Annotated in this window: 7 protein-coding genes; 3 read left to right on the top strand and 4 right to left on the bottom strand. The window is 67.9% G+C overall.

Features of this window, described 5'->3' with window-relative positions; translation table 11 throughout:
- Positions 1-2 precede the first annotated feature (2 nt).
- Complete coding sequence (gene bioB / locus AWR35_RS06560) at positions 3-1,001, top strand: biotin synthase BioB (protein WP_058575131.1); 999 nt, start codon at positions 3-5, stop codon at positions 999-1,001.
- 70 nt (positions 1,002-1,071) lie between these two features.
- On the opposite strand, the gene AWR35_RS06555 is transcribed toward bioB, so the two are convergent.
- Positions 1,072-3,408 (bottom strand): DUF255 domain-containing protein, encoded by a 2,337-nt coding sequence (locus tag AWR35_RS06555; RefSeq protein ID WP_058575130.1) that lies wholly within the window; start codon positions 3,406-3,408, stop codon positions 1,072-1,074.
- A 100-nt stretch (positions 3,409-3,508) separates the two neighbouring features.
- Here AWR35_RS06555 and pap point away from each other — a divergent pair, with 100 nt between their 5' ends.
- Positions 3,509-5,023 carry a polyphosphate:AMP phosphotransferase gene (gene pap / locus AWR35_RS06550; protein ID WP_058575129.1) on the top strand — a complete coding sequence of 505 codons (1,515 nt, stop codon included), beginning with the start codon at positions 3,509-3,511 and terminating at the stop codon, positions 5,021-5,023.
- A gap of 22 nt (positions 5,024-5,045) precedes the next feature.
- Here the strand turns inward: pap and mgtE are convergent, their stop codons facing one another.
- From mgtE to rlmM, 3 genes are all read right to left on the bottom strand, one after another.
- Positions 5,046-6,407, bottom strand: coding sequence for a magnesium transporter (mgtE, locus tag AWR35_RS06545; RefSeq protein ID WP_058575128.1), 1,362 nt, complete (start codon positions 6,405-6,407; stop codon positions 5,046-5,048).
- Positions 6,408-6,459: 52 nt separating this feature from the next.
- Entirely contained in the window at positions 6,460-8,841 is a 2,382-nt protein-coding gene (locus tag AWR35_RS06540; protein WP_058575127.1) for a hypothetical protein, read from the bottom strand.
- A gap of 874 nt (positions 8,842-9,715) precedes the next feature.
- Positions 9,716-10,762 carry a 23S rRNA (cytidine(2498)-2'-O)-methyltransferase RlmM gene (gene rlmM, locus AWR35_RS06535; protein WP_197408149.1) on the bottom strand — a complete coding sequence of 349 codons (1,047 nt, stop codon included), beginning with the start codon at positions 10,760-10,762 and terminating at the stop codon, positions 9,716-9,718.
- Between the two features lie 382 nt (positions 10,763-11,144).
- Here rlmM and AWR35_RS06530 point away from each other — a divergent pair, with 382 nt between their 5' ends.
- Positions 11,145-12,206 (top strand): mechanosensitive ion channel family protein, encoded by a 1,062-nt coding sequence (locus AWR35_RS06530; RefSeq protein WP_058575125.1) that lies wholly within the window; start codon positions 11,145-11,147, stop codon positions 12,204-12,206.
- Positions 12,207-13,141 lie beyond the last annotated feature (935 nt).

Raw genomic sequence — 13,141 nt, 5'->3', positions numbered from 1 at the left:
CCATGACCCGTCCGCGCTGGAGCAAACAGGACGCGCTCGACCTGTTCGAAAAACCCTTCAACGATCTGCTCTTTCAGGCGCAGTCGGTGCATCGCGAGCACTTCGACCCCAACAAGGTGCAGGTCAGCACCCTGATGTCGATCAAGACCGGTGCCTGCCCGGAAGACTGCAAGTACTGCTCGCAGAGTGCCCGCTACGACACCGGCCTCGAGCGCGAGCGCCTGCTGCCGCTCGAGGAAGTGCGCACCGCCGCCCGCCGGGCGCGCGAGAAGGGCGCCTCGCGCTTCTGCATGGGCGCGGCCTGGCGCAACCCGACCGACAAGCAGCTCGAGCGCGTCATCGACATGGTGCACGTGGTCAAGCAGACCGGCATGGAGGCCTGCGTGACGCTCGGCATGCTCGAGCCGCACCAGGCCACCCGCCTCAAGGAAGCCGGTCTCGACTACTACAACCACAACATCGACACTTCGGCCGAGTACTACGACCAGGTGATCACCACCCGTTCGATCGAGGACCGCCTCGAGACCCTCGACCACGTCCGTGATGCGGGCATCAACGTCTGCTCCGGCGGCATCCTCGGCATGGGCGAGTCCCGTCAGGATCGCGCCTCGTTCCTGACCACGCTCGCCAATCTCGAGCGCGCGCCGGAATCCGTACCGCTGAACATGCTGGTGCGCATTCCGGGCACGCCGATGGCCGACGTGCCGGCGCTCGACCCGATCGAGTTCATCCGCACCATCGCGGTGGCCCGCATCATGATGCCCTCCTCGCACGTGCGCCTGTCCGCCGGCCGCGAGGGCCTGAGCGAGGCCATCCAGGCCTGGTGCTTCTTCGCCGGTGCCAACAGCATCTTCTACGGCGAAAAGCTCCTCACCACGGAGAACGCCGATGCCGAGGCCGACGAGGCGATGTTCGCCAAGCTTGGGCTGACCCCGCTGATCCCCGAGGGCTGCCAGCTCGACGAGCCGGCCGACAGCGAGCCGACGCCCGCCTCGGCCTGATCACCACGCAAAAGCCCCGACGGGCCGCGGCTGACCTCCCCGGTCGGTCGCGGCCCGTTGCGTTTCTGCCCTAGCGCCCGACCGGCACCTCGACCGTATCCGGCGCCAGGCAGACCTCGTCATCGCAGGCCTGGATCTCGATCCGCAGGCGCGTCGGCACGTCACCGGCGACCGGCGCCCGCAATGTCAGCTCACCCTCGTAGACGTCGATGGCCTCGGTGGCGAACGCGGCACGGAACGGCTTGCCGGCCGGATAGTCGATCGCGCCGATCTCGCCATCCACGGCGGTGACCCGCGTCGGCACCAGGTAATCCGCGCTGGCCGGGTTGGCGTTGATGTGAAAGCCCGGGTCGATGGCGAGGCGCACCTCGATCGCCTCGCCGTCCTCGACCCGCTGCGCGTCCACCGCGACGTGATCGCGCGAGGCGCCCGGGCCGGCCGGTTCGGGGGCGGCCAGCTCGGCGGCAAACCGCTCGACCGCCGCGGCACGCGACGGGCGCGCCAGCTCGCCGACCAGCCACCCCCAGGCCGAGGGATCCGCCGTCACCTCGCCGGCAAACCCCGCCAGCGCGGCCACCGCGCGCCGCTGCCGTAACGGGGCATCCATCACCTGGCCGATGTCGAGCAGGAACACCACCGCCAGGCTGTGTCCCGACGGGCCGACCTCGTCGCCGAGTAGCGGCGGGGTGATCGGCAGTGCCGCGGCCTCCTCGCCCAGCGCCCGCTCGTGCAACCGCCCCGCCTCGCCGACAAAGCGCGCCTCGATCGCGTTGGCGATCCGCTGGGCGCGGAACAGCCATTTCAACTCATGCTGACTGCCGTACAGGGCGAGCATCAGCCGCCCGGTCGCCGCATAGTCGGCCAGGAAGGCCTCGCCGCTGACCTGCCCGGCGTAGGCCTGCCGGGACAATTGCCCGGCCCGCTCGTCCCAGAGCGTGTCCCACAGCCACTCGCCCACGGCCACCGCCCGCCCGGCGGCATCGCCCCGGTCGAGCGGCTGGGCAGCGGCCAGCAACCCCAGCCCGGCCAGGGCGTTGAACTCGGCCACCCGCTTGCGATCCCGGCTCGGCTGTCCGCGCGCCTGCCGATGGTCGAGCAGCGCGGCATAGTCCCCCTCCAGCCCGGTCATCGCCGCGGCCAGTTGGTTTCCGTCCAACGCCTCGAGTGCCCGGCCCGGACGCAGATTGACCACCCCGCCGTCGGGCAGCTCGTGGTCGATGCGGCTCTCGGGCAATGGCACCAGCTCGTGCCAGTCGAGAAAGACATCCGCCCGCTCGCCCAGCACCGAGCGGATCTCCTCGGACGTGAAGACATAGCTCTTGCCCTCGATGCCGTCGAGCGAGGCGCTCTCGGCGGTGTACAGGCCGGCGGCCTCGGCCCGCAGCCGCCGCTCGAGGTAATCGATGCTGCGCCCGGCCACGCGCGCGTACCAGGGCTGCTCCAGCCGGTTGCCGGCGCGGGCGTACAGGCCGATCAGCTGGGCGTTGTCGAGCAGCATCTTCTCGAAGTGCGGCACCTGCCACTGCGGGTCGACGGTGTAGCGGTGAAAGCCACCGCCGACGTGATCGAACAGCGCGCCGATGCTCATCGCCGCGAGCGTCAGGTCGAGCATCTCGGCAGCCGAATCGTCGCCCGCCTCCGCGGCCGAGAGCAGCAGGGAGAGTTTCGGCGACTGCGGGAAGCGGCTCGACTGTCCTGCCGGCGCGAAGCCACCGACCAGCGGGTCGAAGGTCTCACTCAGCGCCGCGACCGCCTGTTCGCGCCAGGCCAGCGGGTCGAGGCGCGCCGGATCGATGCCGCTGGCGCCCGACTGCGCGCGCAGTGCCGCGGCGATGCGCTCGGCGCGCTCGACCAGCGGCTCGCGGTCGCTGCGCCACTGGGCCGAGAGCCGCTCGAGGATCTGCGGGAAGCTCTCCCGCCCGGGCAGCGGTTCGGGCGGAAAGTAGCTGCCGGCGAAGAACGGCTCGAGCTCCGGGGTGAGAAAGACGTTGTTGGGCCAGCCGCCACCGCCGCCGAGCGCTTCGGTGGCCTGCATCAGCACCCGGTCGAGGTCGGGCCGCTGTTCGCGGTCGACCTTGATGTTGACGAACCCCGCGTTCATCCGCGCGGCGATCGCCGGGTCCTCGTAGAGTTCGCGCTCGGCGACGTGGCACCAGTAGCAGGTGGAATAGCCCACCGAGACGAAGATCGGCTTGTCCTCGCGGCGGGCGCGTTCGAGGGCCGCCTCGCCCCAGGGGTACCAGTCGACCGGGTTGTCGGCGTGATCGCGCAGGTAGTCGGAGGCCGTGTCGGCCAAGCGATTCTCGGCCGCTGCCGGGTCGCCGAGTCCGACGGCCGCAAGGCAGCAGAGCCCGGCCAGCCAGACCGGAAAACGGCGGGATAACGACGGCGGACGAAGCATGCGCATGGATTCCCTCTCGTGGACTCACGAGGATGGCACAGCCGTGGCAGGAATGCGGCTGGAGCGGTGCTAGGCTTGAGGCCAACGACGCACCCGAGGGACCGCCATGTTCGAAGCCGCCGAGCTCGGCCGCCGCCTGTCAAAGTCCGATTACCGCGAGGCCGAACCGGAACTGCGCGCCCAGCTGCTCGAGGCCCAGCGCCGCGCCCGCGCGGCCGGCCTGCCGGTGCTGCTGCTGATCACCGGCGTGGCCGGGGCCGGCAAGGGCGAGCTGGTCAACCGTCTGCACGAGTGGCTCGACTCGCGCAACGTGCGCACGCACGTGTTCTGGGACGAGACCGACGAGGAGAAACAACGCCCGCGCTGGTGGCGCTACTGGCGCGCCATGCCGGCCGCCGGGGAGATCGGCATCCTGTTCGGCGGCTGGTACGCGAAACTGCTCGACGATGCCCGGCAGGGCCAGCTGGGCGAAGAAGGCATCGAAGGCGAACTCGATCGCATCCGCCAGATCGAACGCATGCTGATCGACGACGGCGCCCTCCTGGTGAAGTTCTGGCTGCACCTGCCGGCGAGCGAGCAGGCCCGCCGGGTGGAGGCACGCCGCCGCGACCCCAAGAGCCACTGGCACATGGCCCCGGAGACCGCTCGCGAGGCCAATCACTACGACGAGTTCATCGATCTCGCCACCCGCATGGTGCGCGAGACCGACACCGGCGAGTCGCCCTGGTTCCTGATCGAGGCGACCGACCGCCACTTCCGCGACCTGACCGCCGGCAAGACCCTGCACCGTGCCATCGACACGCGTCTGGCCGCAGGCGACGAGACGGCGACCACCCGGGTCTCGCATGCCCCGGCACTCCCCGAGGCCGAAACGGCGCGACGCACCATCGTCGACCACGTCGATACCGACCTCGTCCTGGCGAAGGACGAATACAAGCGGGAAAAACGCGCCCTCGACACCACCATCAACCGTCTGGGCTGGAAGGGATTCGAGGCGCGCCACCCGGTGGTCGCCGTGTTCGAGGGCTGGGATGCCGCCGGCAAGGGCGGGGCGATCCGCCGGCTGACCGAGGCGCTCGACGCGCGTCTCTACAACGTCATCCCGATCGCCGAGCCCAGCGACGAGGAGGCCGCCCATCACTACCTGTGGCGCTTCTGGCGACAGCTGCCGCGCGACGGCTACTGGACCATCTTCGACCGCTCCTGGTACGGCCGGGTCCTGGTCGAGCGGGTCGAGGGCTTCGCCTCGCAGCCGGAGTGGGCGCGCGCCTACCACGAGATCAACACCTTCGAGGAACAGCTCGCCGAGCACGGCGTCACCCTGCTCAAGTTCTGGCTCAACATCACGCCCGAGGAACAGCTGCAGCGCTTCGAGGCGCGCCAGGAGACCCCCTACAAGCAGCACAAGATCACCGACGACGACTGGCGCAACCGCAAGAAGTGGGACGACTACAAGGCCGCCGTCAACGAGATGGTAATCCGCACCAGCACCGAGTACGCGCCGTGGCACATCATCCCGGCGAACGACAAGCGCTATGCGCGCATCGAGGTGATGCGCATCGCCGCCGAGGCGGTCAAGCGGGACGTGAAGGCGGCGAAAAAGCGCAAGGAGAAGGGCTGATCCGCCCCACTGCCCGAGCGGCCTAGGTCGCGTTGATCCAGGCGGTGGCGATGCCGAAGTAGATCAGGATGCCGCCGATGTCGGCGATCGAGGTGATCAGCGGCGTCGAGGCGGTCGCCGGATCGAGCTTGAGGCGGGTGAGCAGGAACGGCAGCAGCATCCCCACCATGCTGCCGAAGATCACCACGGCGATCATCGACAGGAACACCACGTTGGCCAGCATGGTGCCGCCATAGAACAGGCCGATGCCCCAGGCCGCCGCGCCCATGGTCACGCCCAGCGCCGTGGCCACGCCCAGCTCGCGCCCCCACAGCCGCGCCCAGTCGCCGGAGGAGACATCGCCGGTCGCCAGCGCGCGCACCATCATGGTCGCCCCCTGCGAACCGGCGTTGCCGCCCGAGCCGATGATCAGCGGCAGGAAGAAGCTCAGCACCACCGCCGCCTCGAGGGTCTCCTCGAAGGCCGAGACGGCGCCGGCGGCGAAGATGGCGAGGAACACCAGCATCAAGAGCCAGCCGATGCGCTTCTTGAACAGGTCCAGGGTCGAGGCCCCGCGCAGGCTCACCTGCTTCGCGCCCAGACCGCCGAGCTTGTGGATGTCCTCGGTGGCCTCCTCCTCGACCACGTCCATGACGTCGTCGATGGTCACCATCCCCAGGAGGGTGCCGGCCTCGTCGACCACCGGCAGCGCGGTGAGGTCGTAGTGCTGGATCAGGCGGGCGACCTCCTCGCGGTCGTCGCCGACCACCGCGCGCACCGGATCGTCGTCCATCAGCGACTCGACCGTCGCCGCGGGGTCGCCCAGCACCAGCTTGCGCAGCCCGGTCCAGCCGAGCAGCCGGCCTTGCGCGTCGGTGACGTAGAGCGTATCGATGGTCTCGCTGCGCCCGGCGTGCTGCTGGACGTGCTCGAGCGCATAGGCGAGGCTCCAGTCCGGACGCAGGGCGATGAACTCCGGCGTCATCAGTCGCCCGGCACTCTCCGGCGGGTAACCCAGCAGGCGCAGCGCCTGCTGCACCCGGCGCGGACTTAGGCGACGCACGACCGCCTCGCCCTCCTCGGGCTCGAGGTCCTCCAGCATCGCGGTCAGGTTGTCCGGCCGCAGCGCCTCGAGCAGTTCGCGCGCCTGCGCCTCGTCGAGCGCTTCGATCAGCGCGTACTGCGTATCGGGCTCGAGAAAGCCGAACACCCCGCCGCGGCGCTCTGCCGGCAGCACGTCGAGCACGCGCGCCATGCCCCCGGTCGACAATCCCGCCATCGCCCGGGCGATGTCCTGGTCGCGCACGGCCTTGAGGTCATCGCAGAGCGCCTCGGCCTCGACCTCCTCGCGGTCGAAGCGGGCGAGGAGATCGGCGAGTCGCTCGATGGTTTCGGTGGGGATCATCCGGTTGCCTCGATTGAATGTGAAAAACGGGCCGGTCGCCGCCCGGGGCGATTCAGTCGATCACCACGTTCTGGTAGCCGGGGCGCACACCCCCGCCGGCAGAGCGGTTCGGCGTGCGCAGACGCCCCTCGATCACCATCGGGCCGGTGGTCCGGCTTTCGCCGTTCGAGGCCCGCAGCGACCCGCTCAGCATCTCGTCCGGGTCGCAGACCGGCGAACGCGCCACCCGGAGATTCTCCGGCTCGTCGCAATCGTACAGGTAGCGCGTGGACACCAGCGTGCCGTCACCCGAGAGCCGGAACGTCGCCTCGATGCTCGCGCCGGTGAGCTCCTCGATCGTCACCTCGCCGGTCAGGTGGCCGTAGAGCGTCTCCCGGGTGCCCTCGAAGGCGTAACCCATGGTGCGGATGGCCATGCCCTTCGGTACGGGGATCTTCTCGAACGTGCCCTGCCAGCGCGCGTAGAAGCCGTTCGGCGAGACGGCCGGGTTCTCGGTGGAGCCGGTGCCACCGCTTTCCGGGGCGATCGCGACCGCCTCGTAGCTCTGCCCTTCACGCAGGTCCTCGGGGCGCGTGCCCGGCAGGTGCAGGACGAAATTGGCCGCGGCATTGCTCTGCCAGCCGCCCACGCCGCCATGCCGGCTCATGCGGATCTGGCCGGCCTGCCACATCGAGACATTGGGGCTGTACACGGGCAGCACCACGTCCTGCGGCGCGGAGTCCGGCTCGGTCTTGTTCATGCCCTCCATCACCTGCGCGGACAGGGCCGCGGCGGCTCGAAGGTCGGACTGATCCATGTCGTCGGCCGACTTCTCCATCAAGCCCTCGAGCTGATCGATCTTGCCCTGCACATCGTCGAGGTTGTCGTCGAACTGGCGGCGCGCCTCGCGATCATCGACCGAGCGGCCCGTGACCGTGGTCGCCGCCAGGTGGCCGCTGCAGCCGACACCGCCATCCGACACCAGCCCCTTGATGAGCAGCCGCCCCTCGCCGGGCAGGACGCTGCCGCCGGGACGGCGGATCTGGCGCTGCACCCGCTCGACGAACGCCTTGCCCACGCCCGACAGCTGGGCGTCATCCACCGCGCCGCTCGGGTCGGGCAGGTTGTCGACCCGGCCGACCGTATCGGCCGCGGCGGACTCCATGGCCTCCATCCCGCAGGGATCGAGCGGGCGCAGCCGCACCTCGAGGTCGTATTCCTGCTCGACCGAGTCGGCCGCCTCCGGCGCCACGTTCGCCACCCGGACGAACAGGGTCGTCGGCCCATGCAGCGCATCCCGATGGACGTTGCGCGGCGTGCCGGCAATCTCGATATCCCGACGCTCCTTGTCCACCAGCAGATGCAGGTCGGGACGGTCATCGTCGGCAAAGCGGATCTCGAGGCCGGCGGTCTTGCCCTCGGGCATGTCGATCTCGATGCGATGCGCGCGCGTCGCCACCGGACGGACCGACTGGCCACCGATCACCCGCTCGTCGCGGGGAAACGTCAGCGTGTGCTCGGTGACATCGTCGAAGAACACGTCCTGCATCACGTAGCGCGCCATCACCGTCGGATAGAGCGCGTACAGCCCGTCGGCATGCCAGCGGCGCAGGCCGGCGTCGATCCCCTCGAGCCCCTGGCTCAGCTGCAGGTCCTGCTCGAGCAGGTGATCCAGATACTGCACCTCGTCGCGCGAGCCGAGCACCTCCCCGAGCGTGAACCAGAAGTGGAAGGTGCGATAGTCATCCAGGGTCTCGTCGGGGGCTTCCGGCCGGTGCAGGGGATACTCGTAGGAACGCACCCTGGTCGACACGGACTGATCCTCGTTCCGCTTGAGCCAGGAAAACGCCACCGCCTCGGCCATGCCCTCGAAGATCCAGTCGTGCCCCACCGAGTCATAGACCCAGTCCGACTGATAGGTACGCTGAACGGCGTGGAACAGCTCGTGGACCATGCTCGCCGTCGTCGACATGTCCCCGGCCAGATTCGCCTCGCGAGCCTCCTCCGTGTCGCCCTCGCCCACGGCGAAGTAGGACTCGCTGTTCATGTAGATGGTCCACTCCGACGTCTTGTAGAGCCCGTGTGTGAGAAAACCGTCTTCAGAGGCCGTCTCCTCGTCGGAGATGTAAGCCAGGTACGCCGGCGGGTTGCCGCCCATGGTGTCGATCGTCGGCTCGCGGAACCCCAGCCCCTCGAGCCAGACACTGGCCTCCTCCAGGGCCGCCCGTGTCGCCGCCGCGGGACCGGTCGCCTCACTGTCGTCACACATCTCGTCCGGAGCGGTTCTGATCAGCTCGCTATCGCAGAAGACACTCCATTCCGTGGTTTCCCAGCCATCGGCCGTCGCGATGGCCGGCAGGAAGGCCGCCAGCGCCAGACAGGACAGGCGCGCGCCGCGAATGAGTCGGCGGATCGGGGCGTCTGCCCCGGCGAGTGAGTCGATGCGTGATGGCATGCCAACAACCTCCCTGATAACGGCCGTCTTCTGCCGGTCGTCTACCGGGCCGGAATGGACGGCGTGCGACATCCTGTCGCGGGAATCGAAACCGTGGGGTTCAGACTGACCCAAGGTCGGGCTCGTGACAATCCCTGCTCCGCGCAGGGATGTACAAGCTGAGACGCTGACGAAGCGTGGGGGAAGAATGTTTCACGCGCATTTTTCCTTGCGGGGTCTCGATGAACGCCCATCGATGCGCGCGAGCCCCTTTTCTTGCTTGTCCAAGAAAAGAGGCGAAAAGAAAGACACCCCACGGCTTGGCCCTCCGGGCCTTCGAGGCCGGACCTAGTCCGACCTCGAAGCCTCACGACCGGCGGCTGGCTTTCGGGTCCGGCTCGACGCGACGTCGTGTCGCGGCGAGCCTCGGAGCGACGTCCGTGTCGCTCCGCCCCGGCCACCCGCCGGCCGTGAGGCAAGCCCTAGGGGGCAAGGCCTCCGCCGACCCTCGTGCAGTATGTGCCGATCCGACTACCTCCTCAGGCATGGTGCACCGAGACTCAAGAGGGGCATGGCAGACCCGGATAGCATTGAACCGGAACGAAGGGGTGCCCCCGTGGCGCCTTGCCTCGCGAGCGGGGGATTGCAGGGACGGGCCGGCATGGACGCCGGCCCGAGGTTCGCCGCGACAGGACGTCGCGTCGAACCGTGCCCGTCGGCAATCCCCCGATCGCGAGGGGAGCCCGCAGGGCCAAGGCGCCGGGGCGTCCTTCTTTTCGGGTGTTTTCTTGGACGAGCAAGAAAATACCCTCGCGCGCCGGGCACGGTGGTTTACCAAGAACCACCCAACGAGATCGGCGTGCGAAACTTCTCCAGCGGTCAAAAGAGAAGGGCGCTATACCCGTCGCAAATACGCCGTCACCTCATCCCGATCGTGATACAGCTGCCGAATGTCGATATCGAAGTCGATCTCGGCATCCTCCAGCCGATCCGCGATCCGCTCGACCGCATCCATCACCGCCTGCTGGCGCTTCTTCATCGGCAGCTTGAGGTTGAAGATCGCCCGCTGGCAATCGCCGCGCGCCATCCAGTCGGCCATCAGGTCGGCGACGCGCGAGGGCTTTTCCACCATGTCGCAGACCAGCCACTCGACCGGCCGCTCGGGGCGGAAGGTGAAACCGTCCTCGCGGCGATGCTCGACGGAGACGTGACCGGTGAGCACGTCCGCCATCGGACCGTTGTCGACGGCGGTGACCATCAGCCCGTCGCGCACCAGCTGCCAGGTCCAGCCGCCGGGCGCGGCGCCCAGGTCGACCGCCTCCAGCCCCGCACGCAACAGGTCCTTGCGCTCATCCGGCGAGAGGAAAGTGATCAGCGCCTCCTCGAGCTTGAGCGCCGAGCGGCTGGGCGCGTCCTTGGCGAGCTTGAGGCGCGGGATGCCCATCGGCTGCGGCGCGGCCTGCCCCGGATGCGACCAGCCGGGGATCGCGGTGGTGGTATCAATAAAGGTGAGATGCAGTCGCGGCAGATCCGGATTACCCGGGTCGAGCAGCCCGCGCTTGCGCATCGACTGCTCCAGCGGCTTGGTGAACTTGCGGCATAGCCGCATCAGCGGCCGGGTCGCCTCGGCATCTGGCGTCTCGACATAGACGCCACCGAACTCCTGCCCCTCGATCGCGGCGAGGATCGGCCCCAGTCGGTTGTCCGGCGGCAGGTCGTCCAGCGGCTCGCCGGCCAGACACAGCTGCCGGGCGAAGATCAGCTCGTCGAGGGCGAGCGCCTCGAACCAATGGGCCAGCGCCTCGGGGTCGTGGGCGATAAAGGTGAGGTAACCGGTATCGGCCTTGGCCTTGCAGAAGCCGTGGACGCCGGCCTCGGCGGCAACCGTCTGCACCTGGGCGGCGCAGTCGCCTTCGTAGCCGGCGCGGGTGAGGAGAAGCAATTGGGTTTCATTCGACATGACGCGAAGCATGCCAGAGCGCGGCACGGATTCCAGCCCTACATGCCTGAGGGGATAACGTCGCACACCGGTGTTGCGGAGAGGGCGGAAACAAAGACTTCCCTCGGCTTCGCCCCTCGGGGCCTTCGAGGCTGCAACAAGTCCGACCTCGAAACCTCATGACCGCCGGCTGGCTGGCACTCCCGGCGCTTGAAACCCATCAACCACCGTTCACAGGGACAGCAGATGCGTTACCGCCTATGCTCGTCCATCATCAAAAGGCCTCTCCGTTGGATGGACGGTGGGCACAATCTTCCCCAAAGCGGGTGCGCCCTGGTTTTTGGCTTTTCTTTCGATTCGCAAATAACGTGCTCGCGGAGGACGGATGCTGGACGCGTTGCAGGCCGGTTTGAAGGCGTGGTTGTGGCCCGGGTTGTCGGCCATTCTTTCGGTGGCGGTCACCTATGCCGTTTATCGCGCCGCGTTGGCGGTGTTCCGTCGTTTCTCCAAATCACGGGCCGTCCTTCGGCTGTTTGTCGACGCCGCGGCCGGCGCCCTCGGGGCGGTCTTCTCCCTGCTGGCATTAACGGCAGCGCTCGCATCGGCGCCATCCGACCTGCCATTGATCGCAGGTATCCAGCACACCGCCACACTATTGCTGGTCCTTGCGATCACCTGGGCCTCGGTGCGACTGACGTCCGCGATTGGTGAGGTGATTGTCGCGCTGAACCCGGCACTTGAAGACGAGTGGAAGCGCGCACGAAAAATCGAGACCCAAACCCGTTTTCTCGTGCGCGCGCTGCAGATCCTGATCGTGGTCATCGGTTTTGGCGCCGCCCTGATGACCTTTGATTCCGTCCAGCACATGGGCGCCAGCCTGCTGGCATCCGCCGGCGTGGGTGGTTTGATTCTGGGTTTTGCCGCCCGCCCGGTGCTGAGCAACTTGCTGGCCGGGATGCAGATTGCCCTCACACAGCCCTTTCGCATCGACGATGTACTCAACGTGCAGGGCGAGTGGTGCTGGGTGGAAGAAGTGACCGCCACTTACGTGGTGGTCCGAGTCTGGGACTTGCGGCGTCTGGTTATCCCGTTGCAGTGGTTCATCGACAACCCGTTCCAGAACTGGTCTAGGCACAACTCCGAACTGCTGGGAACCGTGTTCATCTGGGTGGATTACACGATGCCGATCGAGCCGCTGCGAGAGGAATTCAACCGACTGCTCGCCCAGTCGAATCTATGGGACGGGAAAGTGGCCACGGTGCAGGTGACCGATGCCAGCGACCAGGCCATGCAGGTTCGTTTCCTGATGAGCGCACCGGACTCCTCCCGGAACTGGGACCTACGGTGCGCCATCCGTGAAGGGCTTGTGACCTTCATTCAGAACAACTACCCGGCCCATCTGCCTCGCGTGAGGGCGCGGCTCGTGGATGAGCAGCAACCGTCCTGAGCCCCGCCGGGTATGCGAGTTTTAGAAGGTGCGAGCCAACCTTGACTGACACGAGCCACCCTGTGGGTTGGGCTTCAGCCCAACGTCGCCCCTAGGCCTTCTACACAGAGCACCCGAATACACATTGGAGGCTCGTTTCGCACGCCTGTTGCGCGGAGCGGGCGATAGCGACCGCCCTGCCAGGCGCGCGAGGGTCTTTTCTTGCTTGTCCAAGAAAAGACCCGAAAAGAAAGACACCCCACGGCTTGGCCCTTCGGGCCTTCGAGGCCGGACTTCTGTCCGACCTCGAAGCCTCACGACCGACGGCTGGCCAGGGAATCTCTGCACGAATCGATAGTGTCTCTGCGGGACCGCCAAGGGTTCAGATACAAGGCGCGGTGCGCCGTGAATGGCCGTCGCCATTCGCAAGCGCCGCAACGCCGCAGATGGGCCCTTGGCGGCCCGCCCGTGCGGGGCTCGCGGGTTTGCCCGCACTCCTCGTTGCCGTCCCTCGACGGGCAATGAGCCCGCCTTCGCTCCGGCGCCTCGATTGCGAACAAACCCGCGAGCCAGAGGCACCATCGATTCGTGCAGAGATTCCCTAGGGCCGGCTCGACGCGACGTCGTGTCGCGCTGAGCATCGGAGCGACGTCCCTGTCGCTCCGACCCCGGCCACCCGCCGGCCGAGAGGCAAGCCCTAGGGGACACCAACCTTCGCCTACCGCTATACCAGACTGCGAGTGGTCACCCCACCAGATAACAAAGGGAAGTCGCGCGCCTCAGATCGGGCAACTATGCGAATCGAAGGGCGAGCCCCCTTTCGCCTTACCTCGCGGGCGGGGAATCGCAGGGGCGGGCCGGCAGGGACGCCGGCCCGAGGTTCGCCGCGACACGACGTCGCGTCGAACCGACCCGTCAGCGATTGCCCGTTCGCGAGGCTGATCGCGCAGCGATCA

It is taken from the genome of Guyparkeria sp. WRN-7 (genome assembly GCF_001641825.1).
In the GTDB taxonomy this organism is placed as follows: domain Bacteria; phylum Pseudomonadota; class Gammaproteobacteria; order Halothiobacillales; family Halothiobacillaceae; genus Guyparkeria.
Note: the sequence above shows the minus strand (reverse complement) of the source record. Positions and strands in the feature narration are given on the sequence as shown.

Bases quoted from the DNA above. Each gene is read 5' to 3' on its own strand.
- bioB (WP_058575131.1), top strand. From the start codon at position 3: ATGACCCGTCCGCGCTGGAGCAAACAGGACGCGCTCGACCTGTTCGAA.
- mgtE (WP_058575128.1), bottom strand. From the start codon at position 6,407: ATGATCCCCACCGAAACCATCGAGCGACTCGCCGATCTCCTCGCCCGC.
- pap (WP_058575129.1), top strand. From the start codon at position 3,509: ATGTTCGAAGCCGCCGAGCTCGGCCGCCGCCTGTCAAAGTCCGATTAC.
- AWR35_RS06530 (WP_058575125.1), top strand. From the start codon at position 11,145: ATGCTGGACGCGTTGCAGGCCGGTTTGAAGGCGTGGTTGTGGCCCGGG.
- AWR35_RS06540 (WP_058575127.1), bottom strand. From the start codon at position 8,841: ATGCCATCACGCATCGACTCACTCGCCGGGGCAGACGCCCCGATCCGC.
- AWR35_RS06555 (WP_058575130.1), bottom strand. From the start codon at position 3,408: ATGCGCATGCTTCGTCCGCCGTCGTTATCCCGCCGTTTTCCGGTCTGG.